Below are 25,185 nucleotides of genomic sequence, written 5' to 3' on the forward strand. Positions count from 1 at the left end.
CGTCCCTGGAAGGCTGAGCGTCGGACCCGTCGTCAGGCTAGCGTGACGGTGGTCACACGGCGACGGCGGGTGAGGGCGCCGAGGAGGAGGCCGGTGTGGGGACCCAGAAGCGCTGCTCGCCCTCGTGGTTGATCCCGTCGGGGACGCCGCCGTTCTTCTCCACGACGCGTCGGGAGGCGTGGTTGACGGGGGAGACGGTGAGCAGCGCGGGGGAGATGCCGAGGGCTCCGACCTTCACGAGTGCCTGGCGGAGCATCTCGGTGGCGTGTCCCTGGCCCTGCCAGGGGCTGACCACGTGGTAGCCGATGTGGCCTCCGCCCTGGTCGGCGATGAGCCGGTGCCGGATGACGAGGCTGCCGAGGTAGAAGTCGCCGGAGACGAACCAGAAGACCTCCGAGGGGACGCCCCATCGCTCGCGCACGCCGATGCGTTCCGCGACGAAGGCGTCGAAGTCGCGGCTGGCGACGGCGAGCCACTCGGTGCTGGCGCCACGGTCCTTCATGTCGGCCATCTCGCCGACCAGGTAGGTGGCACGCACGGCCGCCGTCGGCGCCACCAGGGTGGGCGGATCGGTGAGCGTGATCATGGGGGCAGCCTACGGCGCCTGTGCGGCGCGCCTCCCGGGTCCGCCTCGACGCCGGTGCTCGACGATGTGGCGCGGGTCGACGTGATGGATCTCGACGAACTGGATGGTGCGGGGGCGTCGGGTCCAGGCGCGGGTGAAGGCGGTCTCGGCGGGCAGGGTGCGGGTGGGCAGGTGCCAGTGGGCGTTGCCGTCCTCGTCGTGGCTGACGGTGAGTGCTCCTCGGGTCTTGAGTCCGTGGTGGGGTGGGCAGCGGTGGTGCAGGTTGCCCGCGACGGTGGGTCCGCGCTGCTGGCCGGGTGGTTGTCCTGGTGGTGGGTGGGGGTCGTAGGGGATCTGGTGGTCCACGTCGCAGGCGAGGGCGGGTCGGGTGCAACCAGGGACGTCGCAGGTCCCGTCGATGAGGTTGAGTGCCCTGCGGAGGGGTTGGGTGGGGAAGCGGCCCAGCTCGGTGACGTCGAGGATCCCGCCGTTCTCGTCGGTCAACAACCGCGAGAACAGGGTTCCCTCTTGACTGGCGAGCTCGGCGAGCAGGGCGGGGTCGAGGACGTGCTGCCCATCAGCGGAGACGCCCGGCTCACTCGACAGGCCGAGGAGGGTGGCCAGGGAGACAGTGATCCCGACGTGGAACCGGCCGCGGCCCGAGGCGCTGACCGGCGCGTGGTCAGCGGTGTCGGTCTCGTCCTTGTGCAGGAGGGTGTGGACGAGGGCGTCGGCGCGGGCCTGCGCCAACGTCCGGTCATCGTCAGTGGTGGCATGGCGGGAGGCTTTCGCGGCCAGGGTCAGGTCACGCTCGACCAGGAGCGCGTCAGCCGTGGGGATGAGGGCCTGCAGCAGGCTCATCCCGTCATCCAGGGCGGTGATGGTGACGGTGCGGTCCGCGTGGGCGGCCTTGCGGCGTTCGATCGCACGGTCGGGCTCGACCCGGACCAGGAACCGGCGCAGCCACCCCTTCAACTGACCCAATGTGTGGCTGGTGGCGTAGGCGAGCACGGTCTCGTCCAACCGGGCGAGGTTCTGCGGTGCATGCAGCTTCCAGGCGGTCGAGGCGATCTCGCGGGCCTTGGCCCGGTCGACCTCACCCCGCACGTGAGCCGCCCACACGGTCGGCAGGTCCATCACCAGGGTGCGGGTGGCCGAGACCAGGTTGGCCACGAACCCCTGCGCCACGTGGAGCTCGACCGCGACCTCCAGGATCGCGACCTGCCGGGCGTCCTCGACCTGACGAGCGCTCAACCCTTGGGCGAGGGCGTCGGTGCGGCGGGTCTCCACGAACCGCAGCACCGCCCGAGCCTGCTCCGCCTCACCAGCCCACACCCGCGCCGACGCGGCTGCCGCGTCGGCCAGGAGGGTGTCGGTGGGGTTCATGTCTCCAACCTAGAGACCCCCTCCGACACCCCCCTCCAGCCCGGAAAACCCCTGTGGACAGTGGAGTTTCTGCTGGTTCGCGCGGGGCCGTTGCCGGGTGGTCTCGATACGTCCGAGCCTCGCAAGCTCGCTCGGACTACTCGACCAGCGGAACGTGTCGCTGGTCGAGTAGTCGGTCCCGGCGAGGGACGAGCCCGGGGCCGACGTATCGAGACCACTCCACGCTCTCGCTGGGGGTTGGCCCGCCCTGAGCCGTTGCCGGGTGGTCTCGATACGTCAGGACGTGCTCGCTGGCGCTCGCCGTCCTGACTACTCGACCAGCGGAACGTGTCGCTGATCGAGTAGCGCGGAGCCGCTACTCGACCAGCAGCGGTCGTCGGTCGACCGACAGCCTGGCGGAGGAGGGCGCGCGGCCGGAGGTGTGGAAGAGCACGAGGCCCACCACGACGAGGACGAGCCCGAAGGCGAGGACGGGGCCGAGCGGCTCACCCAGCAGCGGAGCGGCGAGGGTGGCCGTGAGCATGGGGCTCGACGCGCCCGCCACGGCGCCGGCGCCGCTACCGAGCAGCCGGACCGCCTGGGCGTAGCAGAGCGTGGACGCGATGCCGGTTCCGACGCCGAGCAGCAGCACCGTCGTCAGCACCTGCGAACCGTCTGCCGTGCCGCCGAGCACCGCTGACGGCCCGAGTCCGAGCGCCACGGCGGCCACCACACCGACCGTCGAGCCGAGGCTCACCAGGGCGACCACGTCGAGCAGCCCGAGGGTCGTCCGGGCGAGGGCGAGCGTGTAGACGGCCCACAGCAGACCGGCCGCGAGCAGCGCGACCACGCCGACCGACCCGCTCGCCGAGGTCATCGTGCTCGCGCTGACGCCGACCCCGCCCGTGATCAGCGCGAGGGCCACGACCCGCCCGCGCGGGACGCTGCGCCGACCCAGCAGGAGGAGGGTGACGAACAGCGGCACGGTGCCGGGGACGAGCAACCCGGTCAGCCCGGCGCTGGTGAGGTGAGCGCCGACCGCGAAGACCAGGAAGTGGGGGAGTCCGCCGACCATCAGCAGGGCGAGCGTGCTCGTCCGCTCCTGCCGCGCCCGACGCAGCGCGCCGGGCACCCACGGCGCCAGCAGGACGAGGGGAGTGGCGAAGCGGAGCAGGGCCAGGTCGAGGGTCGTGAGTCCCGACGTCCCGAGCGCCCGCGTCGTGAGCGCGAACGACGACCACAGCAGGACGGTGGCGAGCAGGGCGGCGGGGCCTGCGGCGGCGCGCACGGTCGGGATGGTCCTGGTCACGCCGCAACAGTAGGACGATCGCCCCGGCATGCGATTGCCATTTCTGCTACCGCACTGCAGCCTCGTGGCAGGATCTGCCACATGAGCCGCTTCGACGCCATCGACCGATCGATCCTGCGCGAGCTGCAGCTGGACGGTCGGCTCACCAACCAGGAGCTCGCCGACCGGGTGGGCCTGTCACCGTCGCCCTGCCTGCGCCGGGTGCGGGCCCTGGAGTCGGCGGGGGTGATCAGCGGGTACCGCGCAGTCGTCGCGCAGCAGGAGGTCGGGCTGAGCATCACCGCGTTCGTCAGGCTGCGGCTGTCGTCGCACGCGACCGACACCGTCGAGGCGGTCGAGGCGGAGCTGCGGGGCCTGCCCGAGGTGGTCGAGGCGTACGTCCTGGCGGGCGACCACGACTACCTGCTGAAGGTGGTCGCCGAGTCGTTCGCGAGCTACGAGCAGCTGCTGCGCGACAGGATCCGCGACATCCCGTCGCTCGCGTCGATCGAGACGACCTTCGCGTTCGGCGTCACGAAGGATCCGTCGCCCGTCCCGGTTCCGTAGGGGAGGGGAGGAAGGGAGTCGTCCTTCGGAGCACGCTGCGTGGCCGCCGCGCGCCGAGCAGGCCGGACGCGACGTGCCTAGGGTCGAGGACATGGGAGAGACGACGCGGACCGCGCTGGTGGCAGGAGCCACCGGCATCGCAGGCTCGGCACTGTGCCGGGAGCTGGTCGAGCAGGGCTGGGAGGTGCTCGGCCTGTCGCGCAGCGGTCGCGCGCCGGTGGACGGCGTGCTCGGGGTGGCGGCGGACCTGACCGACGAGGCGTCGCTGCGCGAGTCGCTCGCGCCCCACGCCCCGACCCACGTCTTCGTGACGGCCTGGATGCGACAGGAGGACGAGGCCGCGAACATCCGCGTGAACGGACGCATGGTGCGCGACCTCCTGGCCGCCGTCGACGCGGCGGGCAGCGTGCAGCACGTCGCGCTGGTGACGGGTCTCAAGCACTACCTCGGTCCGTTCGAGGCGTACGGGAAGGGGGAGGTGCCGGACACCCCGTTCCGCGAGGACGAGCCGCGGCTGCCGTACCCGAACTTCTACTACGCCCAGGAGGACGAGCTGTTCGCCGCTGCGGAGCGGGCGGGCTTCACGTGGTCGGTGCACCGCGCCCACACGGTGATCGGCGCCGCAGTGGGCAACGCGATGAACATGGGGCAGACGCTCGCGGTCCAGGCCGCGATCTGCCGTGAGCAGGGGAGACCGATGGTCTTCCCTGGGTCGCGGACCCAGTGGGACGGTCTGACCGACATGACCGACGCGGGCCTGTTGGCCCAGCACCTGGCGTGGGCCGCCACGACACCGGCCGCTGCCGACACGGCGTTCAACGTCGTCAACGGCGACGTCTTCCGCTGGCGATGGCTGTGGCCGCTGCTGGCCGCACGTCTGGGCGTCGACGCCGAGGGCTCCGAGGGCGAGCCGCGGCCGCTGGAGGAGCAGATGGCCGACGCCGCAGCGACGTGGTCACGCATCGCCGAACGTGACGGCCTGGTGGAGGCCGACGTGGACCGCGTGGCCTCCTGGTGGCACACCGACGGCGACCTCGGACGCGACATGGAGTGCCTGGCCGACATGACCCGCAGTCGTGTCCTCGGGTTCACGGGGTACCAGCCGACGCTCCAGGCGTTCCTCGACCTGTTCGACCGTCTCGAGCAGGCCCGCGTCGTCCCGCGGCCCTGAGGTGCTCAGGGACGTGTCAAGCAGACCGCGCCCGACAGCATCAGCGCGATCGACGCTGCGACGAGCACCTTCTCCGACGTCACCCAACCCGCGGCGCCCGTCAGGGCCAACCGGGTCGCGGGCCCGACGAACGCGATCATGCCCGCCAGCATCGCGACGGCTCCCAGCATCCCCAGCACCGACATCGCGCCCGCTCCCATCCGTCGCCCTGACGACCCGGTCTGCGTGGCGGCTCCTCCGCACCCGCATCTCGAGGGTCGCAGTGAAGGACGCACTTGGCTCGACGAACGTCGGCCAGAGAGGTTCTGCAGAGGTCTTGCGGTCAGGGGGAGGCACAACGATCGACACTACTTGACATAATGTGCATTATCGGATCGATATCGTGTGCTCCAGAAGGGGCTCAGGAGCCGGCGCGCACGGCGACGTCGTGACGGTGCACGTGCTCCGCCAGCAGCGCGCTCCAGGCGCGGACGTCGTCGGGCGTCGTCGCGACGACGAGCGAGCTCGACGGCCACAGGTCGTGCAGCGTCCGCGCGGTGCTCAACGGGTGCGCCGGGTCGTCGGTCCAGGCCAGCAGCTGGGTCGGGACGTCGAGCGTCGCCAGCGCCGCGGTGGACGGCAGGTCCGAACGCGCAGCGCCACGCAGGACGGTGGGCAGCAGCGTCTCGTCGACGTCAGGCACCGTGTCAGGGCGGCCGTGCGTCGCCGGCGGCGGGACGGCGTCGGCGGCCAGTGCGACGAACGCGTCGACGCCCGACGACTCGACGAGCCGCGCCGACGCCTCGTACTCAGCAGCCTTGGCCCGGCGGGACGCCCAGGCCGTCGGCGGGATCATGAGCGTGAGCGAGGCGAACCGTGCCGGGTCCCTGAGCGCGGCGTGCAGCAGCGTCGCGGTCCCCATGGACCCGCCGAGCCCGTGGACCTGCTCCCCCGGGAAGAAGCTTTCGATCACGTGTTCGAGGTCGTCGGCGAGCCGTGGCCACGTGTACTCGTCGACGACCGTCCGGCCGGTGGAGCGTCCGTGGCCTCGCGCGTCGTAGCGCAGCAGGCGCACCCCCGGCACACGGGCGGCGACGTCGAGCCCCAGCAGCGCGTCGCGGCGCCTGCTCGACGTGAGGCCGTGGAGCACGACCACCGCCGGACCGTCGTCGCCCTGCACGTCGACGTCGAGGACGGCTCCAGGCACGGACACGGACGACATGGCGGGCGGCTCCTCGGTCTCGGGACCTCCCAGACTACGACGGCGCAAGGCCCCGACGGCCCTCCGAGCGCCCGTTGTGAGCGACGAGACACGCAGTGGCCGACGGGGCGCGCGACGTCGGGGCCGGCCCTAGAGTGACGACCATGCGGCTCACCCACGTGGCCCACCTGCGACTCCCGTTCGGTCGCGTGATGGGGTACGACCTCACCGTCGGCGCCACGGGCGAGCGCCTCCCGGTCTCCTTCGACCAGGAGCGTCACGTCGGTCAGGGCGACCGCCCCGGCTCGTGGATGGCGATCACCGTCCGGCTCCCCGACGTCGACCTCGACCGGCTCGCCGAGGCCTGGCTCGCCGTCGTGCGACGGCACGGCACTCTGCACACCGTCTTCTCCCTCGACGACGACGGCGACGTCGAGCTGCACGAGGTCGAGGTCGGGCCGGGGTCCTGGCGCGAGCACCCGATGGCACCCGGCACCCGCCTGAGCGACGCGATCCGCGGGGTGCTCGACGAGCACTGCCGGCCCCTGTCGAGGCCGTCGCACCGGCTGTGCGTCGTGCAGTCGCACGACCGGCCCACCGTCGTCATCGGGTCCGACCACGCGCACGTCGACATGTGGTCGCTGCTCGTGGTCGTGCGCGACCTCCTGCGCGAGCTCGGGCACACCGCGTCGGAGGTGCTCCCCCGCGCGTTCTCGAGCCACACGGAGTCGCTGCTCGGCCGCGAGCGACCCCCGCAGGACGTCCGCGACCGGTGGGCCGAGGTGCTCGGCGCCTGCGGCGACACCATGCCCCGCTTCCCCCTCCCCCTCGGCGACGTCACCACGCCGGTGCTCGAACGGGTCGAGGTGCGCGACGTGCTCGACGTCGACGCGATGGCCTGGCTCGAGCGCGCGGCGCGGGCCCAGGGCGTCTCGACCCTGGCGCTGGTGACGTCGGTGCTGACCCGGGTCACGCGGTCGCTGGCCGACGCGCCGTTCCGCGCCGTCTTCCCGGTCCACAGTCGCTACGAGGAGATCTGGCACGACGCGGTCGGGTGGTTCATCACGAACGCGGTGATCGACTCCCCCGACCCCGACCCGACCGCCTGCGCTGCTGCCGTGAAGGAGGCGATCCGGCTCGGGTCGTGGCCGCTCGCCGACGTGTTCGCCCCGTACGGCGGCATGCCCCAGTCCCCCGGCATGTTCGCGTTCTCGTGGCTCGACCTGCGCCGGCTGCCGGTGCACGTCGACCACGTGGGCCTCGAGGCGCAGTACGTCAGCGCAGCTGGGCGCACCGACGGGGTCATGGTGTGGTTCGTGCTCGACGAGGGCGGCGTGCACCTGCGCTGCCGCTACCCCGACACCGCGGAGGCGCGCGGGTCGGTCGGCGGCTGGCTCGACGCCGTCGTCGACGGCGTCCGTCGAGCCGCTCGCGACGCCGGGACCACCCTCGAGGTCGACGGCGAGCGACTGCGCGTCGAGCGGGCGGAGCGGGCCGACGTGCCCGCCATCGTGGCGCTGCTCGCCGACGACCCGATCGGCGCCTCCCGCGAGCACGGCACGGCGTCGGTCTACCAGGAGGCGTTCGACTCCCTGGTGCGCGACCCGTCGCAGCTCGTGGTGGTGGTGCGCGACGGCGACGAGGTCGTCGCGACGGCCCAGCTGACCATCCTGCCCGGCCTCTCGCGCGGAGGGACGACGCGCATGCAGGTGGAGGGGGTCCGCGTGGCGCCCCGCTGGCGCAGCCGCGGCCTGGGCGGCGCGTTCATGGCGTGGGCGCACGAGCACGGTCGCGCCCGCGGCGCGCGACTCTCCCAGCTCACCAGCGACACCTCGCGCGACGCGGCCCACCGGTTCTACGAGCGGCTCGGCTACGAGCCGAGCCACGTCGGCTTCAAACGACCCCTCTGACGGCCGCAGGCTCGCGGGCTCCCGTGGCCAGCAGCGCGAGGCCGGCGGCGAGCACCAGCAGGCCGACGCCGGCGACGAGGCCGAGGCGCTCGTCGAGCAGGCCGACCCCGAGCAGCGTCGCGCACAGCGGCTCGGCGAGGGTCAGGGTGGCGACCTCGGGCGCCGGCAGCCGGGCGAGCCCCCAGCCGAACAGCAGGTACGCCACGGTCGTGGTCACGACGCCGAGCCACACCACCAGGACGAGGCCGGCGGGCGTCAGGAGCCACGCGCCAGCCAGGACGGCCAGCACGGGCAGGCTCACGACGCCCGCGACGCCGAAGAGCACCCCCATGGTGCGCGCCGCGGACCAGCCCCGACCGAGGAGCTCCTTCGCGGCGAGCGTGTAGAGCGCGTACGAGCCGCCCGCCCCGACCGACCAGAGCACCGCGGCGCCGGTGGAGGCGCCCCCGTCGAGCAGGCCGGCCACGCACACGACGCCCAGGAGTGCGAGCACGGTGGCCACGCACCACCGCAGCGTCGGTGCCCGCCGCGACAGCAGCGCGTCGAGCACCCCCGTGACGACCGGTGCCGACCCGAGCGCCACCACGGTGCCCACGGCGACGCCGTTGCGCTCGGTGCCCTCGAAGAACGTCGGCTGGTAGGCGACGACGCCGGTCGCGCCGACGGCGACGAGTGCGGCGGGAGGCAGCCGGCCGAGGAGCGAGGCGCCCCTCCCCTCCGCCGTCGTGGAGGCCCGCGACGACGACGGCACGCGCGCGAGCCGGACGGCGACGGCACCGAGCAGCACGCCGCCGAGCGCGATGCGGGCGAGGCCGACCGCCACGGGCGAGGCGTCGACCTCGGCGAGGGCCTGGGCGGTGCCGGTCGTGGCGAAGCAGAGCGACGCGAGCAGCACCGCCCCGACCGCACGTGCGTCCCTCATCCGGACGTGCCGAGGTAGGCCGCCAGGTGCTGCGCGGTGAGCCCGCTGCCCGACGACACGAGCTGCGCGGGCGTGCCCTCGAAGACGATGCGCCCGCCGTCGTGGCCGGCGCCGGGGCCGAGGTCGATCACCCAGTCGGCGTGAGCCATCACCGCCTGGTGGTGCTCCACGACGACCACCGAGCGTCCCTCGTCGACGATGCGGTCGAGCAGGGCCAGCAGGTTCTCGACGTCGGCGAGGTGGAGTCCGGTCGTCGGCTCGTCGAGCACGAGCACCTCGGCCGACTCCGACAGCTGCGCCGCCAGCCGGAGCCGCTGACGCTCGCCGCCGGACAGCGACGACAGCGGTTGCCCGAGCGTCAGGTAGCCGAGCCCGACGTCGACGAGCCGCGCCACGACCTTCTGCGCCGCCGGCACGCGCGACTCGCCCTCGGCGAAGAAGCTGGCGGCCTCGGCCGCCGAGAGCTCGAGCACCTCGGCGATGTTCCTGCCGCCGAGGGTGTGCACGAGCACCGACGGCTGGAAGCGACGTCCCTCGCACTCCTCGCAGGGTGACTCGACGGTCGCCATGACACCGAGCTCGGTGATGACGACGCCCACGCCGCCGCAGGTGGTGCACGCTCCCTCGGAGTTCGAGCTGAACAGCGCCGGCTTGACCCCGTTGGCCTTCGCGAACGCCTTCCGCACCGGTTCGAGCAGGCCCGTCCAGGTGGCCGGGTTGCTGCGCCGCGAACCCTTCACGGGCGACTGGTCGACGACGACGACGCCCTCGTGCGCGGCGATCGACCCGTGCACCAGGGAGCTCTTGCCCGAGCCGGCCACGCCCGTCACCGCGCAGAGCACGCCGAGAGGCACGTCGACGTCGACGTCGCGCAGGTTGTGGCTGGAGGCGCCGCGCACCTCGAGCCGTCCGGTGGGCGCGCGGACCTCGTCCTTCAGGGGCACGCGGTCGTCGAGGTGGCGTCCGGTGACGGTGCCGCTGGCGAGCAGTCCCGCGACGTCACCCTCGTAGCAGAGCGTGCCGCCCTCGGACCCGGCTCCGGGCCCGAGGTCGACGACGTGGTCGGCGACGCGGATCGTCTCCGGCTCGTGCTCGACGACGAGCACCGTGTTGCCCTTGTCGCGCAGCTGCAGGAGCAGGCGGTTCATCCGCTCGACGTCGTGCGGGTGCAGGCCGACCGTCGGCTCGTCGAAGACGTAGGTGACGTCGGTGAGGGACGACCCGAGGTGCCGGATCATCTTGGTGCGTTGCGCCTCGCCTCCCGACAGCGTGCCGGCGGGACGGTCGAGGGACAGGTAGCCGAGACCGATCTCGGTGAACGCGTCGAGGACGTGCTGCAGGCCGGCGACGAGCGGGGCCACGGAGGGCTCGTCGAGGTCACGCAGCCATGCGGCGAGGTCGCTGACCTGCATCGCGCTGAGGTCGGCGATGTTCTTGCCTCTGATGCGTGACGACAGGGCACCGACGGTGAGTCGGGTGCCGCCGCAGTCGGGGCAGGTCGTGAACGTGACGGCACGCTCGACGAAGCGCCGGACGTGCGGCTGCAGCGCCTCGACGTCCTTGCTGAGCATCGACTTCTGCACCTTCGTGAGCACGCCCTCGTAGGTGAGGTTGACGCCGTCGACGCGGATCTTCTCGGGCTCCCCGCGCAGCAGCTTCTCGCGCTGGGCGTCGGTGAGCTGCCCGACGGGCACGTCCATCGGCAGGCCCGCGCCGGAGAAGATGCGTCCGTACCACCCGTCCATGCTGTAGCCCGGGACGAGCAGCGCCCCGTCGGAGAGCGACTTGTCGGCGTCGTAGATCGCGGTGAGGTCGAAGTCGCTGACGGCGCCCATGCCCTCGCAGCGCGGGCACATGCCGCCGAGGTAGACCTCCTTGCGCGCGACGCGTCTCTCCGTGCGACCGCCCCGCTCCGTCGTCATGACACCGCTCGCCGTGCGCGTCGGCACGTTGAACGAGAACGCGGTGGGCGGGCCGACGTAGGGCTGGCCGATCCGGCTGAACAGGATGCGGAGCATGGTGCTCGCGTCGGTCGCGGTGCCGACCGTCGACCGCGGGTTCGCCCCCAGCCGCTCCTGGTCGACGATGATCGCCGTCGTCAGCCCGTCCAGGTGGTCGACGTCGGGACGCGACAGCGACGGCATGAACCCCTGCAGGAACGCGCTGTACGTCTCGTTCACCAGCCGCTGCGACTCCGCCGCGACCGTCCCGAACACCAGCGAGCTCTTCCCCGACCCCGAGACCCCCGTGAACACCGTCAGCCGTCGCTTCGGCAGGTCGACGCTCACGTCCCTCAGGTTGTTCTCCCGGGCACCCTGCACCCGGATGACGTCGTGCCGGTCAGCGGTGTGAGCCATGTCGCTCAGGCTAGCGACGGCGGCGGTGGGTGGTCACGTGCTTCGGAGTGTGCTCGGGGGTGTGTTGCTGGTGCGCTGCCACGGGTGGTCTGGTCCTGCTGGTGCGCTGCCTCGGCGTTCGCTCTGTCTGGTCTCCGAAAGGGCCTCGACCGGGCGGCTGGCGACGGCACTGGTCTGGGGTCTCGGGCTGCGGGTTGGGCACGGGGTTGACGCAAGATTCTGCGTTCGCGCGTCGGGGTCCAAGGATGCTGCGTTTGTCACGGGATCCCGTCGTGAACGCAGAAGCATTCGGCCTCGCACGCGTGGGTGACGAATCGTGGGTGCCCTTTGCGTTGGGGTGACGAACGATTCTGCTTTCGGATGAAACGGTCCACCCGAAAGCAGAATCGTTCCGAAGCGACGCTCACCGTCGGTGGATTCTCAACCGCAAAAACGCTCCTGCGGTTGCAGATCCACCGATAGGACGCGCCAACGCAGAACGGTGGGTCAAGAACGCAGAAACGAAGAATCGTGCGTCACCCACAGGCCGAAGCCAGACCCCGAGACCCGAAGACACCCCAGGCCCGCTGCCGGTCGGGGCCCTTTCGGAGACCAGATACAGCGCGAGCCGAGGCAGCGCACGAGCAAGCCCACGACCCCCGCAGGCAACGCACCAGCAGGACCAAACCCCCGCAGGCAGCGCACCAGCAGGCACACGACCACGCCCACCCGCGCGCGTCCAGCCCCACCCACCTGACATCCTCGTCCGGTGACAGCACCCACCTCCCTCCCCCGCCCCGTCGGTCGTCTGCTGCTGGGTGCGTTCCTCGTGGTGGCGGGGGTGGCGCACGTGGTGGCGAGGCAGGAGTTCCACGCGCAGGTGCCGTCGTGGTTCCCGGTCGACGCCGACGTCACGGTGCTCGTGTCGGGTGCGGTCGAGCTGGCCTTGGGTGCGGCGGTGCTGCTCGCGCCGCGAGCTCGACGTCCGCTGGTGGGTTGGCTCGTCGCCGGACTCTTCGTGGCGGTCTTCCCCGGCAACGTCGCCCAGTACGTGGAGGGGGTCGACGCGTTCGGGCTCGACTCCGACGGTGCGCGGCTCACGCGGCTGTTCTTCCAGCCGCTGCTCGTCCTGTGGGCGCTGTGGAGCACCGGCGCCTGGCCTCGGCAGCGCGACGAGGAGGGTCGGGCATGACGACGACAGCGACGACACCGCTCGTACGGGCCCGCACTGCCGTCGCCGTCGTCTTCACAGTGAACGGCTTCATGGTCGCGTCGTGGATGTCGCGGCTGCCGCTCGTGCGCGACGAGCTCGGGCTCACCCCCGGCCGTCTGGGGCTGCTGCTCCTGGCGCTCTCGCTGGGCTCGCTGACCGGTCTCCCCGTGGCGGGACGGCTCGCCGAGCGCTTCGGCGCGCGCGCCGTCGTGACTGCGGGCGTCGTCGCCGTCGCAGTGGCCCAGGTGTGCGGTGCGCTCGCGGTGGAGCACGCCACCGCGCTCGCCGTGGCGCCGGCGCTCGTCGTCTTCGGCTTCGGCGTGGGCACGTGGGACGTCGCCATGAACCTGCACGGCGCTCGCGTCGAGCACGACCTCGGCCGGACGATCATGCCGCGCTTCCACGCCGCGTTCAGCCTCGGCACGGTCCTGGGTGCAGGCGCGGGAGCCGCTGCCGCAGCCGCCGACCTGGCGCTCTGGGTGCACCTGGGGCTCGTCGCCGCGCCCGCCGTCGTGGTCGTGGTCTGGGTGGTCCGCGCGTTCCTGCCGGGCGAGGAGGCGAGCGAGGACGACGACGCGCCCGCGGCCGGCTCCGCCTGGCTGGAGCCGCGCACGCTGCTGGTGGGCCTCATGGTCCTGGCGCTCGCCCTCACGGAGGGGACGGCCAACGACTGGCTCACCGTGGCGCTCGTCGACGGCTACGACCTGCCCGACTGGGCGGGCGCGCTCGGCTTCGGGCTGTTCGTCACGGCCATGACAGCGGGACGCGTCGTCGGCACGTCGGTGCTCGACCGGTACGGACGTGTCGCCGTCCTGTGGTCGACGATGACGCTCGCCGGTGTCGGCGTGCTGCTCACGGTGCTCGCCGGCAACGTCGTCGTCGCGATGGTCGGCGTGGCGCTCTGGGGGCTCGGCGCCTCGCTGGGCTTCCCGGTCGGCATGAGCGCCGCCGCCGACGACCCCCGACGCGCCGCCGCGCGCGTGAGCGTCGTGTCGACGATCGGCTACACGGCGTTCCTCGCCGGTCCCCCGCTCATCGGCTTCGTGGCCGACCACGTCGGCACCCTCGACGCGCTGCTCGTCGTGGCGGTGCTCCTCGTGCCGTCAGCCCTCGTCGTCCCTGCTGCGCGGGAGGCGCGCCGGGCCTAGCCTCCGGTCATGGGTACCGAGGAGGCCGCACGCGGCCAGGACGACCGTTCCGTGTTCGACCGGTTCGTGGAGGCGACGCAGGGCTTCGTCTCCAGGGGACCGTTCTTCCTGCTGTGCGCCGCCATCGTGGTGGCCTGGCTCGTGAGCGTGCCGTTCTGGCCGGACCTGAAGTCGTGGCAGGTGGCGATCCACACCGTGGCGAGCGTGCAGTCGCTGTTCCTGCTGGCGCTGCTCGAGAACGCCGGGCGTCGGACCGAGGAGGCGTCGCAGGAGAAGCTCAACGTGCTCGCCGAGGCGATCGCCGACCTCATGGAGTCGCGGGCCCGCGACGACGAGCGCCTGGCCGAGTCGGTCACGCGGCTGCGCGAGGCGGTCGGGCTGGAGGACCGGCACTGATCCAGACCGCGCGGTCGGGCGCCGACCTCAGGCGAGCAGGAACGTCCGCAGGGCGGACACGAAGGCCTCGGGCCGTTCGGAGTGCACCCAGTGGCCGGCGCCCTTCACCGTGACCAGCCGGGTGCGGGGGAAGAGCCGCCGCATGTGCTCGGCGTGCTGCGGGCCCACGTAGGCCGACCGCTCCCCCGCCAGCCACAGCACCGGACGGTCGAAGGTCGCGTCGACCTCGGGGAACCCGCCGATCACCTCGAGGTCGCGGCGCAGGAGGTCGAGGTTCGCCTGCCAGCGGAAGCCGCCTCCCTCCTCGGCCGGGACGCTGCGCAGGTTCTGCAGGAGGAACCCGCGGACGGTGTCGTTGTCGATGCGGGAGCGCAGCTGCTCGTCGGCGTCGCCGCGACGCACGAGGGTCGCGAGGTCGAGCGACGCGAGGCTGTCGAGCAGGTGGACGAACTCGTCGGCACCCTCGCTGCGGTCGGGGGCGATGTCGACGACGACGATCCGGTCGACGAGCTCGGGATGACGCAGCGCGAGCACCATCGCGACCTTGCCGCCCATGGAGTGCCCGACGAGGTGCGTCCGACCGCCGCCCACCCAGCGTTCCCGCAGGAACGCCGCGACCCGGTCGGCGACGTCGACGTAGTCGACGGTGTCGGTCCAGCGCGAGTGACCGTGGTTCGGCAGGTCGACGAGGAGGGAGCGCAGCTCGGGCTGCAGCGCCTTCGCCGCCTGCGTGAAGTTGCGGCCCTGGCCGAACAGACCGTGCAGGAACGCGACGCGCTCGCCGCTCTCCCCCACCTCGCGGGCGTAGATGGCGTCGCTCACGCGCCCAGCCTAGGACCGCGCGCCCACGGGACCCGACCGGGTCAGTCCAGCGCGCGCAGGATCGCCTCGGACATCACCCGCATCCAGTGACGTGCCTGGTCGAGGTCGCCGGGATCGAGGAAGTAGTGGTCCTGGCCCGGCACGACGTGGTGCTCGACGGCGACGCCCGCATCGGACAGGCGCTGTGCGTACGCGTCGCCCTCGGCGCGCAACGCGTCGTGCTGCGCGGTCAGCACGAGTGCGGGCGCCAGGCCGGAGACGTCGTCGGCGAGGAGCGGCGACGCGTAGGGCTCCGTGCGTCGCGCGGCGTCCTTGAAGTACGTGGCTCGGACGAGCCCGACGATGCGCTCGTCGATCATCGGCCGCGGGATCGTCGCGGGCTTGACGGTGGTCGAGACGTCGAGCGACGGGACGCCGAGCAGCTGCAGCCGCACGGGCGGCTCGCCGGCGTCGCGCGCCTGGAGGCAGGCCGACGCGGCCAGGTTGCCGCCGGCGCTGAATCCGCCCACGACGACCCGTGTGCCGTCGACGTCGCGCTCGTGGCCGTGCTCCTGGACCCACCGCAGCACGTCGTGCGCCTGCTCCTGCGCCACCGGGTACCGGTGCCGCGGGGCCACGTCGTAGTCGACGTTCACGACGACCGCACCGGTCGTCGCGACCACCCACCGGGCGAAGAAGTCGTCCATCGCCGCGTGTCGCATGAGGAACGCGCCGCCGTGCAGGTGCACGTACGCACCTGGGGTCGACGGTGCCGCCCGGCGGCCCGGACGCGGCCGGTACACGAAGCACCGCACCTGGCCGTGGCGCGTCGGCACCCGCCAGGTGCTCGGGTCGTCGACCTCGTCGCGCACGAGCTGCAGCGCGTCGCCGTAGCGCACCGTCAGGGGTGCGGTGAGGTTCATCAGGAGCGCGGTCGCGTCGGCGTAGAGGCCCATGACCCTCGTTCGTGGCCGGGTGGTGGACGGATGGGCGGGCCGTGAGGGACGCGGGCATGATGGAGGGGTGAGGATCACCCGACTCGGGCACGCCGCCCTGCTGCTGGAGACCGATCGAGCACGTGTGCTCGTCGACCCCGGCGCCTTCAGCCTCGACGACGCGTTCACCGCGCGCGACCTCGATGCCGTCGTCGTCACGCACCAGCACCCCGACCACCTGCACCCTGACCGGGCGCGCGAGCTCGTCGAGGCGAACCCGCAGGCGCTCTTCGTGGCCGACCCCGAGACCGCGGAGCAGCAGGGCGAGCCGTGGCAGGCCCACCGCGCCGGTCACGTCACCGAGATCGGCGACCTCACCCTCACCGGCGTCGGCGAGCGGCACGCCGTGATCCTCCCGGCGCTGCCCGTCGTCGCGAACGTCGGTCTCCTCGTGGAGGGACCGTCGGCCGACGGGGGCCGCGTGCGCCTGTTCCACCCGGGCGACTCCTACGCGTCGATCCCGGACGGGGTCGACGTCCTCGCCCTCCCGCTCAGCGCGCCGTGGGCCCGTATCGCCGACACCGTCGAGTTCCTGCAGACGGTGTCGCCGTCGAACCTGCTGCCGATCCACGACGCGACGATCTCCGAGGTCGCCTACGGCGTGTACTGGAACCACGTCGTGAACTTCGGTGGGGTCGACGCCGACCGCGCGCACCGACTGACGCCCGGCCAGAGCCTCGACGTCTGAGGTGGAGCACCCCGTCCTGCGGGCCGCCACGGTCCCGCTCATGCTGCTGGTCGGCGCCCTCATCACGCTGCAGTCGCGCGTCAACGCCTCGCTCGCCGGTCAGCTCGGCGACGGCCTCCGGGCGGGCGCCCTGGCCGCGGTCGTCAGCTTCGGCAGCGGCCTGGTCCTGCTGAGCGCCGTCGTGCTGTCGCACCCGCGTCGGCGCGCCGGCCTGCGTCGCGTCCTCGACGCGTTGCGCGATCCTGCCGACGGCGCCGACCGCCCGCGACTGCGGCCGGTGCACCTGCTCGGCGGGCTGGGCGGGGCGTTCTTCGTGGCGTCCCAGGGCATCGCCGTCGGCGTCATCGGCGTCGCGCTGTTCATCGTCGCGTTCACGGCGGGCCAGTCGGTGGCCTCGCTCGTGGTCGACCACGTGGGGCTCGGGCCAGGCGGGCACGAGCCCGTCTCGCGACCGCGGGCGGTGGCTGCCCTGTTCGCCGTGGCCGCCGTGACCGTGAAGGTCCTCGGCGACCTCGACGGCAGCCACCTCGGCCTGTCGCTGCTCCTTGCCTCGCTCGCCCTCGTGGCCGGGTGCCTGCAGGCGGTGCAGCAGGCCTTCAACGGGAAGATCTCCGCGGTCGGCGGACCGCTGGTCACCACCTGGAACAACTTCCTGGTCGGCACGTCGGCGCTGCTGGTGCTGCTCCTCGTCAGCTTCCTCGCGCCGGGGCACGTCGACGGGTTCCCCTCGCAGTGGTGGTACTACGTCGGAGGCGTGCTCGGCATCGGCTTCATCGCCATCTCCGCCGTCGCCGTGCAGATCCACGGCGTGCTGGTCCTCGGGCTCTGCTCGATCGCCGGCCAGGTGGTCGCCGCGGAGGTGATCGAGGTGCTCGATCCTTCCGTCGACGTGTCCTGGCTGGGCCTGCTGGGCGGCCTGTTGGCGGTCGTCGGCGTGGTCGTCGCGCTGGCGACACGGCGCCGCACCTGAGTGCTTGTCCTATCTCACTTGTGAGATAGCCTGGTGGGGTGAGCGCACGAGACGACTACCTGGCCCGTATCGGCACCCTCATCCGCGACGCTCGTCAGCACAGTGGGCTGACGCAGTCGGAGCTGGCGACGGAGCTGCGCACCAGCCAGAGCGCGGTGAACCGGATCGAGAAGGGCCAGCAGAACCTGACGCTGGAGATGATCGCCCGGATCGGCACCGCACTCGACTCCGAGATCGTGAGCGTCGGCACGTCCGGCCCGAGCCACCTGCGGGTCAAGGGCGGCACGCAGCTGTCCGGTGCGATCGACGTGAAGTCGAGCAAGAACGCCGGGGTCGCCCTGCTCTGCGCCTCCCTGCTCAACGAGGGCACCACGATCCTGCGGAAGGTCGCGCGGATCGAGGAGGTCAACCGCCTGCTCGAGGTGCTGTCGTCGATCGGCGTCCGCACCCGGTGGCTCGGCGACGAGGGCGACCTCGAGCTCGTCGTGCCCGCCCAGCTCGACCTCGCGGCGATGGACGAGGCCGCGGCCCGACGCACCCGCAGCATCATCATGTTCCTCGGCCCGCTCATGCACCGGGTCGACCAGTTCGAGCTGCCGTACGCGGGCGGCTGCGACCTCGGCACCCGCACCGTCGAGCCGCACATGACGGCCCTGCGCCCCTTCGGCCTGAAGGTCGTCGCCACGGAGGGCAGCTACCACGTCGACGCCGCCCGTGGCGTCGGGCCGGAGCGGCCGATCGTGCTCACCGAGCGCGGCGACACCGTCACCGAGAACGCGCTGCTCGCGGCGGCCCGCTACGACGGCGTCACCGTCATCCGCAACGCCAGCCCGAACTACATGGTGCAGGACCTCTGCTTCTTCCTCGAGAAGCTCGGCGTCGGCATCGAGGGCATCGGCACGACGACGCTGCGCGTGACCGGCAAGCCGCGCATCAACACCGACGTCGACTACGCCCCGAGCGAGGACCCGATCGAGGCGATGAGCCTCATCGCAGCGGCCATCGTCACGCAGTCGAGCATCACCGTGCGCCGCGTGCCGATCGAGTTCATGGAGATCGAGCTCGCGCTGCTGGAGGAGATGGGCTTCCGCTACGACCGCAGCGCCGAGTACGCCGCCGAGAACGGACAGACCCGACTGGTCGACATCACGACCTACCCGTCGGACCTGCGCGCGCCGATCGACAAGGTGCACCCGATGCCCTTCCCGGGCCTCAACATCGACAACCTGCCGTTCTTCGCCGTCATCGCGGCGACCGCGCAGGGCCAGACGCTCCTGCACGACTGGGTCTATGAGAACCGCGCCATCTACCTGACCGAGCTGAACAAGCTCGGCGCGCGCGTGAAGCTGCTCGACCCGCACCGCGTGCTGGTCGACGGCCCCACGCACTGGAGCGGCACCGAGATCGTGTGCCCGCCGGCACTGCGGCCCGCCGTCGTCATCCTGCTCGCCATGCTCGCGGCGAAGGGCACGTCGGTCCTGCGCAGCGTCTACGTGATCAACCGCGGCTACGAGGACCTCGCCGAGCGCCTCAACGCCCTCGGCGCCCAGATCGAGACCTTCCGCGACATCTGAGCGTCGGCGTCGGGCGCGCGGCGCGCCCGCGCTGCCCCCGGGTCGGGCTAGCGTGGTCGCCGTGTCCCCGCACCCGTACCTCGACGCGCCCCTCCCCCTCGCGCTCGCGCACCGGGGAGGAGCCGGACTCCCGGCGAACGACGGCATCGAGAACACGCTGACGGCGTTCCGCAACGCCGTGGCCCTCGGCTACGTCTTCCTCGAGACCGACGTCCACGTCTCGGCCGACGGTGTCGTGTACGCCTTCCACGACGAGCACCTCGGCCGCATGACGGGCGTCGGGACGCCGATCGCCGCGCTGACGTCGGCCGAGATCGACCGCGTGCCGGTGGCCGGACGGGAGCCGGTCCCCCGCCTCGCCGACCTCCTCGCGACGCTGCCCGACGCCCGATTCAACATCGACGTCAAGGCCGACGGCGCCGTGGAGGCGACGGTGCAGGTCGTGCAGGAGGCGCGCGCCGAGGACCGCGTGTGCCTCGCGTCGTTCTCCGGGGCCCGCCTCGGCCGCCTCCGCGCGCTCTGCCCCGACGCGGCCCGCTCGGGCGGACCGTTGGAGATCGCCGCGCTCAAGCTCGGTCCGACGCGCTGGGTCCGCCGGCTCGCGGCACGTCGGGGCGTGCACTGCGTGCAGGTGCCCGTACGGCGGGGCCCGATCACGGTCGTCACCCCGCGCTTCGTCCGCCGCGCGCACGAGACGGGTCTGCAGGTGCACGTCTGGACCGTCGATGACCCCGACGAGATGAGAATGTTGCTCGAGATCGGCGTCGACGGGATCGTCACCGACCGGCCCGACGTCCTGCGCGACGTCCTGGACGAACGAGGGAGCTGGCCCGATGAGCAGCACTGAGACCGGCGACGTCGTCGCCGGGCGCACCCGCCCCGGCCAGGTCGTCGCCTGGTCGTTGTGGGACTGGGGGTCCGCAGCCTTCAACGCCGTCATCGTCACGTTCGTCTTCTCGGTCTACCTCACCGACAGCGTCGGCAAGGGGCTGCCGGGCCCCGTCTCGCCGAGCACCTGGCTCGCCTGGTCCATCGCCGCCGCATCGCTGGTCATCGCCGTGCTCGCGCCGGTCCTCGGCCAACGCTCCGACGGCGGCGGCCGCCGCAAGCGCTCCCTCGCGCTCCTCACCGGCGCGGTGGTCACCTGCATGGCGCTGATGTTCTTCGTCAAGGACGACTACCACCACCTGTGGCTGGGCCTGCTGCTCCTGGCGGTCGGCACGGTGCTCTTCGAGCTCGCCCAGGTGCCCTACTTCGCGATGCTGCGCCAGGTGTCCACGCCGGCGACGGTGGGCCGGGTCTCCGGCATCGGCTGGGGGTTCGGCTACCTCGGCGGCATCGTGCTCCTGCTCGTCGTGTTCCTCGGCTTCATCAGCGGCGACGGCGGCCTGCTGGGCGTGTCGACCGACGAGGGCCTCAACATCCGCGTCGTCGCGGTCGTCTCGGCGGCCTGGTTCCTCGTGTTCGCCCTCCCCGTGCTGCTGGCCGTGCCGGAGCTGCCGGCGGAGGCCAGTCCGCTCCCCCGGGCCGGCTTCGTCGAGTCCTACCGGGTGCTGTTCGCCGAGCTGCGCGCCATGTGGCGCGACGACCGCGTGACCCTGCAGTTCCTCCTCGCGAGCGCCCTGTTCCGCGACGGCCTCGCGGGCGTGTTCACCTTCGGCGGCGTCATCGCCGTGTCGGTGTACGGGTTCACCAGCGACACGGTCATCTACTTCGCGATCGCCGCCAACGTCGCCGCGGCAGGCGGCGCGATCGTCGCGGGTCGGCTCGACGACCGCCTCGGCCCGCGGCGCGTCATCGTCTTCTCGCTGGTGTCCCTCATCGTCGTCGGCGTGGTGCTCGTCTTCGTGCACGGCACGGCCGGGTTCTGGGTCTTCGGCCTGCTGCTGTGCCTCTTCGTCGGTCCGGCGCAGTCGGCGTCGCGCACGTACCTCGCACGTCTCACGGCCCCGGGCAAGGAGGGCCAGAACTTCGGCCTCTACGCGATGACCGGGCGGGCCGCGTCGTTCCTCGCCCCGACCTTCTTCGGCCTGTTCGCCTTCGTCGGCGGCGACGACCGCTGGGGCATCCTCGGGCTCATCCTCGTGCTCGGCCTGGGCCTGGTCGCCCTGCTGCTCGTCCCGGCGCAGCTGCGCGACAAGGCACTCGAGATGCGCTGACCCGCTCCTCAGGGGAATCTCAAGGGGGTGACCTACGTTGTCACCTACGAGAGGAGTGACCCATGGCTGAACGAGCACTGCGGGGGGCCCGGCTGGGCGCCCAGAGCTTCGAGGACGAGCGCGGGGTCGAGATGGCCCCTCGTCAGGAGATCGAGTACGTCTGCGACGACGGACACAGCTTCCTGGTCGTGATGTCCGACGAGGCCGAGATCCCCTACGAGTGGGAGGACCCGAAGACGGGTCGCATCGGCCGACTTCGCGACGGCACCGCGCCGGAGAAGAAGGAGGAGAAGGCGGCACGTACCCACTGGGACATGCTGCTGGAGCGCCGCTCGGAGACCGAGCTGGAGGAGATCCTCACCGAGCGCCTGGAGCTGCTGCGCTCCGGCGAGATCGGACCGCCCCACCTGCACCGCCGCAAGAAGAAGTCCGCCTGACTCAGCGGGGCTCGCGCCCCACGTCGGACGACGATCCGAGACCCCGGCCCGGTGCCGGGGTCTCGCCGTGTCCGGGGGCGATCCGCCGGGCGCGGCGGCGGTGTCCGGGGACGAGCCGTGCCAGTCCCCACACCGTGACGCGCCACAGCGCCTCCCGCACGATCGACGAGCTCATCTTCGACGTGCCGAGCTCGCGCTCGACGAACGTCACCGGCACCTCGACGACCCGCAGGCCCGCCTCGTGCACCCGACGGGTCATGTCGATCTGGAAGCAGTAGCCCTGCGACGCGACGCCGGCCACGTCGATGCGGCGCAGCGTGTCGGCACGGAAGGCGCGGAACCCGGCCGTCGCGTCGTGGACGGGCAGCCCGAGCGCGACCCGCGCGTAGAGAGTGCCTCCACGCGAGATCAGCCGGCGGTACCACGGCCAGTTCACGACGGAGCCGCCGGCGACCCAGCGTGACCCGATGACGAGGTCGGCCGTCCGGGCGGCCTCGACCAGCGAACCCAGCTCCTCGGGCAGGTGCGAGCCGTCGGCGTCCATCTCGACGAGCACGTCGTAGCCGCGCTCGAGGCCCCAGGCGAAGCCCGCGCGGTAGGCGACGCCGAGCCCGGCCTTGCCGCTACGGTGCATCACGTGCACGCCGGGGTCGGTCGCCGCGACCTGCTCCGCGAGCTCGCCCGTGCCGTCGGGCGACGCGTCGTCGACGACGAGCACGTCGACGTCGGGCTCCGACGTGCGCAGACGCTGCAGCACCCCCGGGAGGCTGTCCGCCTCCTCGTAGGTGGGCATGACGACCAGGACCCTCACGCGTGCTCCCTCCGACGCGACCGGCGCAGGTCACGTGCTCCGAGGACCCACCCTAGGAGCCCGAGGGTCATCAGCGCGACGGCCGGCCAGCGTCCGGCCCGCGTCGCGGGGGTCTGGCCGGTCGCCGTGCCGACGTCGGCGACGAGCGTCGCAGGCTGCTCCCGCGGCGCCTCGGCCACGACGCGACCGCTCGCGTCGATGATGCCGCTGATGCCGTTCGTGGACGGCACGACGACCCAGCGTCCGGTCTCGATGGCGCGCAGGCGGGAGATCTTGAACTGCTGGTCGGGCTGCGACGTGCCGGTGAAGCTGGCGTTGCTCGTCTGGACCACGAGCACCTCGGCGCCGCCACGGACGGCCTGCTCCACGACGCCGTCGTAGGCGATGTCCCAGCAGATCGTGTCGCCGACGACGACCGACCCGGCGCGCAGGTCGCCGGCCCGTCGACCGGGGAGCATGTCGCGCGGGATGTCGCGGTCGACACGCGGCACGAGGTCGCCGAGCTCGCGTCGGAACGGGACGTACTCGCCGTAGGGCACGAGCTTGCGCTTGACGTACACCTCGCCGGGGCCGTCACCGTCCCAGACGATGCCCGCGTTGTAGGCGGTGCGGTCGGAGAGCCCGTCGAGGATCGCGCCGACGAGGATGGGCGCGCCGAGCTGCTGCACGAGGGCCTGGATGCGCCCGGCCAGGACGGGGTCGGCGAACGGGTCCACGTCGAGCGCGTTCTCGGGCCAGACGACGAGGTCCGGGGCGCGCTCGGTGCCGGCGGACACGGCGTCGGCGTAGCGCTGCGTCTCGGCGAGGTGCAGGGCGCCGATCTCGCCGCGCGGCCACGTCAGGAACGCACCCGGCGTGTTTCCCTGGATGGCCGCGATCCGCCGCTCCGGGCCTCCCCCGGCGAGCCCCGACGGCAGGAACAGACCCGCGACGACCACCGCGACCACGACGCCGACGGCGAGCGAGCGCCGGGCGACCCCGGCGCCGGCGAGCACCACGAGCATCGCCGCGAGCACGAACAGCAGCGCCGACGTCCCCGGCATGCCGACGAGACGGGCGTAGGGGGCGAGCGGGGTGTCGATCGCCGTGTGGGCGAGCCGGCCCCACGGGAACCCGCTGAACGGGAAGCCGCTGCGCACCTGCTCCCCCAGCACCCAGGCAGCAGCGCCCCAGAGCGGCCAGCCCGGCAGCCGCAGGGCTGCGCGCAGCGGCACGGCGATCACCGCCAGCATCACGACCTGCGCGGCGACGAGGGCGACGTACGCGCCGCTGCTCACGGCATTCATCCACCAGATGAGCGGACCCATGAAGGCCGCCCCGTAGAGCGCACCGGAGAGGAGCACGGCCGCGACCCGGACGTCACGCTGACGACGCAGCACCCACACGAGCAGCGCGACGCCGACGATCATCGCGTAGGGCACCGACCACGGGTCGAACGCGGCGGCGCTCAACAGGCCGGCGACCGCGGCGAGCGGCGCCGCCAGGTACCACCTCACGGTCGACGCCGCGTCACAGGACGGTCAGGGAGCGGGAGGTGTTGTTCAGCACCTCGAGGCCGTCGTCGGTGCAGACGGCGATGTCCTCGATCCGCGCGCCGTAGCGACCCTCGAGGTACACGCCGGGCTCGATCGAGAAGGCCATGCCGGGCTCGAGGACGAGCTCGTTGCCCTCCACGATGTACGGCTCCTCGTGCGTCTCGGTGCCGATGCCGTGGCCGGTGCGGTGGATGAAGAGGTCTCCGAGCCCGGCGTCGGCGAGCACCTGACGTCCGACCGCGTCGACCGACTCGGCGGTGACGCCAGGTCGCGCGTGCTCGCGCTGCACCTGCTGCGCCTCCTCCAGCACCGCGTAGGCGTCGAGGTACTCGCGCGGGGCCGTACCTCCGGCCAGGTAGTTGCGGGTGCAGTCCGAGCAGTAGCCGGCCGCGTTCGTGCCGCCGATGTCGACGACGACGGGGTCGCCCTCCTGGATCACGCGGTCCGAGACCTCGTGGTGCGGGGACGCGCCGTTCGGGCCGGAGCCGACGATGACGAAGTCGACCTGCTCGTGCCCCTCCTCGAGGATGGCGCGGCCGATGTCGGCGCCGACCTCACGCTCCGTGCGGCCGGGTCGCAGCCACTCCCCCATGCGCTGGTGCACGCGGTCGATCGCGGCACCGGCGTCGCGCAGGGCGGCCACCTCGTGCGGGTCCTTGCGCATGCGCAGCTCCGCGAGCAGCGGGCCGGCGAGCCGGACGTCGGCGAAGCGTCGCTGGAAGGCGAGCACCCGCTCGGCCCACATCTGGTTGTCGACCGCGACGACGGCGTCGGCGGGCAGCAGCGAGCCGACGAGGGCGTAGGGGTCGTCGGTCTCGCCGAACGTCGCGATCTCGACCTCGACGCCCGACGCCTCCGCGGCGGCGCGCTCCAGCGCGGGCGCGACGAGCACCGGGTCGCCGTCGGCGGGCACGACGAGGCAGGTCAGCCGCTCCAGCGGCTTGGCGTGGTAGCCGGTCAGGTAGCGCAGGTCGGCGCCCGGGGTGATGAGCAGGGCCCCGACGGACCGGCTGCGGGCGAGGTCTTGGGCACGGGTCCAACGGGAGGTCACGCGTCGAGCCTACGTCGTGGAGCCCGCCGCAGCCGTCGACAGGTGCCGTGGCGGCGCGTCTCCCCTAGGGTGTACGGATCACATCACGAGTGGATCGGGGGAT

The 25,185-nt window shown here is 72.4% G+C and carries 24 protein-coding genes; 12 read left to right on the top strand and 12 right to left on the bottom strand.

Features of this window, described 5'->3' with window-relative positions; genetic code table 11:
- Positions 1-52 precede the first annotated feature (52 nt).
- The 3 genes from Aeryth_RS08770 to Aeryth_RS08780 all read right to left on the bottom strand — a co-directional run bounded on the left by Aeryth_RS08770 (position 53) and on the right by Aeryth_RS08780 (position 3,239).
- Complete coding sequence (locus Aeryth_RS08770) at positions 53-586, bottom strand: GNAT family N-acetyltransferase (protein WP_067857367.1); 534 nt, start codon at positions 584-586, stop codon at positions 53-55.
- Between the two features lie 9 nt (positions 587-595).
- Positions 596-1,951 (bottom strand): HNH endonuclease signature motif containing protein, encoded by a 1,356-nt coding sequence (locus Aeryth_RS08775; RefSeq protein ID WP_067857370.1) that lies wholly within the window; start codon positions 1,949-1,951, stop codon positions 596-598.
- A 355-nt stretch (positions 1,952-2,306) separates the two neighbouring features.
- Entirely contained in the window at positions 2,307-3,239 is a 933-nt protein-coding gene (locus tag Aeryth_RS08780) for an EamA family transporter (protein WP_067857373.1), read from the bottom strand.
- 81 nt (positions 3,240-3,320) lie between these two features.
- Here Aeryth_RS08780 and Aeryth_RS08785 point away from each other — a divergent pair, with 81 nt between their 5' ends.
- A complete protein-coding gene (locus Aeryth_RS08785) occupies positions 3,321-3,785 on the top strand; it encodes an Lrp/AsnC family transcriptional regulator (RefSeq protein ID WP_067857376.1) in 465 nt (154 codons plus the stop codon).
- A 91-nt stretch (positions 3,786-3,876) separates the two neighbouring features.
- Positions 3,877-4,956, top strand: a complete 1,080-nt coding sequence (locus Aeryth_RS08790; protein WP_083516365.1) for an SDR family oxidoreductase — start codon at positions 3,877-3,879, stop codon at positions 4,954-4,956.
- A 5-nt stretch (positions 4,957-4,961) separates the two neighbouring features.
- Here Aeryth_RS08790 and Aeryth_RS08795 read toward each other — a convergent pair whose 3' ends face one another.
- Both Aeryth_RS08795 and Aeryth_RS08800 read right to left on the bottom strand, forming a co-directional pair.
- Positions 4,962-5,141: a hypothetical protein gene (locus Aeryth_RS08795; protein ID WP_144433736.1), complete on the bottom strand. Its 180-nt coding sequence runs from the start codon at positions 5,139-5,141 to the stop codon at positions 4,962-4,964.
- 215 nt (positions 5,142-5,356) lie between these two features.
- On the bottom strand, positions 5,357-6,157 hold the full coding sequence (locus Aeryth_RS08800) for an alpha/beta fold hydrolase (protein ID WP_067857385.1): 801 nt from the start codon (positions 6,155-6,157) through the stop codon (positions 5,357-5,359).
- Between the two features lie 143 nt (positions 6,158-6,300).
- Here Aeryth_RS08800 and Aeryth_RS18275 point away from each other — a divergent pair, with 143 nt between their 5' ends.
- The gene (locus Aeryth_RS18275) at positions 6,301-8,046 is read left to right on the top strand and encodes a GNAT family N-acetyltransferase (RefSeq protein ID WP_067861529.1); all 1,746 of its coding nucleotides are present in this window, start codon (positions 6,301-6,303) and stop codon (positions 8,044-8,046) included.
- Here the strand turns inward: Aeryth_RS18275 and Aeryth_RS08810 are convergent.
- Both Aeryth_RS08810 and Aeryth_RS08815 read right to left on the bottom strand, forming a co-directional pair.
- Complete coding sequence (locus Aeryth_RS08810) at positions 8,030-8,968, bottom strand: DMT family transporter (protein WP_067857388.1); 939 nt, start codon at positions 8,966-8,968, stop codon at positions 8,030-8,032. The two genes, Aeryth_RS18275 and Aeryth_RS08810, sit on opposite strands and share 17 nt — an antisense overlap.
- Positions 8,965-11,325 (bottom strand): ATP-binding cassette domain-containing protein, encoded by a 2,361-nt coding sequence (locus tag Aeryth_RS08815; protein ID WP_067857391.1) that lies wholly within the window; start codon positions 11,323-11,325, stop codon positions 8,965-8,967. The genes Aeryth_RS08810 and Aeryth_RS08815 overlap by 4 nt, the downstream gene beginning before the upstream one ends.
- Positions 11,326-12,073: 748 nt before the next feature.
- Here Aeryth_RS08815 and Aeryth_RS08820 point away from each other — a divergent pair.
- Genes Aeryth_RS08820 through Aeryth_RS08830 form a run of 3 tightly spaced genes read left to right on the top strand, consistent with a single transcriptional unit; the run spans position 12,074 to position 14,061 of the window.
- Positions 12,074-12,496: a DoxX family protein gene (locus Aeryth_RS08820; protein WP_067857394.1), complete on the top strand. Its 423-nt coding sequence runs from the start codon at positions 12,074-12,076 to the stop codon at positions 12,494-12,496.
- Positions 12,493-13,665 (top strand): MFS transporter, encoded by a 1,173-nt coding sequence (locus Aeryth_RS08825; RefSeq protein ID WP_067857397.1) that lies wholly within the window; start codon positions 12,493-12,495, stop codon positions 13,663-13,665. The genes Aeryth_RS08820 and Aeryth_RS08825 overlap by 4 nt, the downstream gene beginning before the upstream one ends.
- A 9-nt stretch (positions 13,666-13,674) precedes the next feature.
- Positions 13,675-14,061, top strand: coding sequence for a low affinity iron permease family protein (locus tag Aeryth_RS08830; RefSeq protein ID WP_067857400.1), 387 nt, complete (start codon positions 13,675-13,677; stop codon positions 14,059-14,061).
- A 27-nt stretch (positions 14,062-14,088) separates the two neighbouring features.
- Here Aeryth_RS08830 and Aeryth_RS08835 read toward each other — a convergent pair whose 3' ends face one another.
- Positions 14,089-14,883, bottom strand: a complete 795-nt coding sequence (locus Aeryth_RS08835) for an alpha/beta fold hydrolase (protein WP_067857403.1) — start codon at positions 14,881-14,883, stop codon at positions 14,089-14,091.
- A gap of 41 nt (positions 14,884-14,924) precedes the next feature.
- Positions 14,925-15,818, bottom strand: coding sequence for an alpha/beta hydrolase (locus Aeryth_RS08840; RefSeq protein ID WP_067857406.1), 894 nt, complete (start codon positions 15,816-15,818; stop codon positions 14,925-14,927).
- A gap of 67 nt (positions 15,819-15,885) precedes the next feature.
- On the opposite strand from Aeryth_RS08840, the gene Aeryth_RS08845 reads away from it, so the two are divergent.
- The 6 genes from Aeryth_RS08845 (at position 15,886) to Aeryth_RS08870 (ending at position 21,685) form a co-directional block, all read left to right on the top strand.
- On the top strand, positions 15,886-16,545 hold the full coding sequence (locus Aeryth_RS08845; protein ID WP_067857409.1) for an MBL fold metallo-hydrolase: 660 nt from the start codon (positions 15,886-15,888) through the stop codon (positions 16,543-16,545).
- A 1-nt stretch (position 16,546) separates the two neighbouring features.
- The gene (locus Aeryth_RS08850) at positions 16,547-17,515 is read left to right on the top strand and encodes a DMT family transporter (protein ID WP_067857412.1); all 969 of its coding nucleotides are present in this window, start codon (positions 16,547-16,549) and stop codon (positions 17,513-17,515) included.
- A 38-nt stretch (positions 17,516-17,553) separates the two neighbouring features.
- A complete protein-coding gene (locus Aeryth_RS08855; protein ID WP_067857415.1) occupies positions 17,554-19,089 on the top strand; it encodes a UDP-N-acetylglucosamine 1-carboxyvinyltransferase in 1,536 nt (511 codons plus the stop codon).
- A gap of 61 nt (positions 19,090-19,150) precedes the next feature.
- Positions 19,151-19,936, top strand: a complete 786-nt coding sequence (locus Aeryth_RS08860) for a glycerophosphodiester phosphodiesterase family protein (RefSeq protein ID WP_067857418.1) — start codon at positions 19,151-19,153, stop codon at positions 19,934-19,936.
- Entirely contained in the window at positions 19,923-21,248 is a 1,326-nt protein-coding gene (locus Aeryth_RS08865; RefSeq protein ID WP_067857421.1) for an MFS transporter, read from the top strand. Before Aeryth_RS08860 ends, Aeryth_RS08865 begins: the two co-directional genes overlap by 14 nt.
- A 62-nt stretch (positions 21,249-21,310) precedes the next feature.
- On the top strand, positions 21,311-21,685 hold the full coding sequence (locus tag Aeryth_RS08870; RefSeq protein WP_067857424.1) for an RNA polymerase-binding protein RbpA: 375 nt from the start codon (positions 21,311-21,313) through the stop codon (positions 21,683-21,685).
- A gap of 1 nt (position 21,686) precedes the next feature.
- Here Aeryth_RS08870 and Aeryth_RS08875 read toward each other — a convergent pair whose 3' ends face one another.
- From Aeryth_RS08875 to Aeryth_RS08885, 3 genes are read right to left on the bottom strand one after another with little or no spacing between them, the layout of a single operon-like run.
- Positions 21,687-22,478 (bottom strand): polyprenol monophosphomannose synthase, encoded by a 792-nt coding sequence (locus Aeryth_RS08875; RefSeq protein WP_083516602.1) that lies wholly within the window; start codon positions 22,476-22,478, stop codon positions 21,687-21,689.
- Positions 22,479-22,492: 14 nt separating this feature from the next.
- Entirely contained in the window at positions 22,493-23,992 is a 1,500-nt protein-coding gene (lnt, locus tag Aeryth_RS08880; RefSeq protein ID WP_067857427.1) for an apolipoprotein N-acyltransferase, read from the bottom strand.
- A 13-nt stretch (positions 23,993-24,005) separates the two neighbouring features.
- Positions 24,006-25,082 carry a M24 family metallopeptidase gene (locus Aeryth_RS08885; protein ID WP_067857430.1) on the bottom strand — a complete coding sequence of 359 codons (1,077 nt, stop codon included), beginning with the start codon at positions 25,080-25,082 and terminating at the stop codon, positions 24,006-24,008.
- Positions 25,083-25,185: the final 103 nt, after the last annotated feature.

The sequence above is a fragment of the Aeromicrobium erythreum genome (assembly GCF_001509405.1).
GTDB lineage: Bacteria > Actinomycetota > Actinomycetes > Propionibacteriales > Nocardioidaceae > Aeromicrobium > Aeromicrobium erythreum.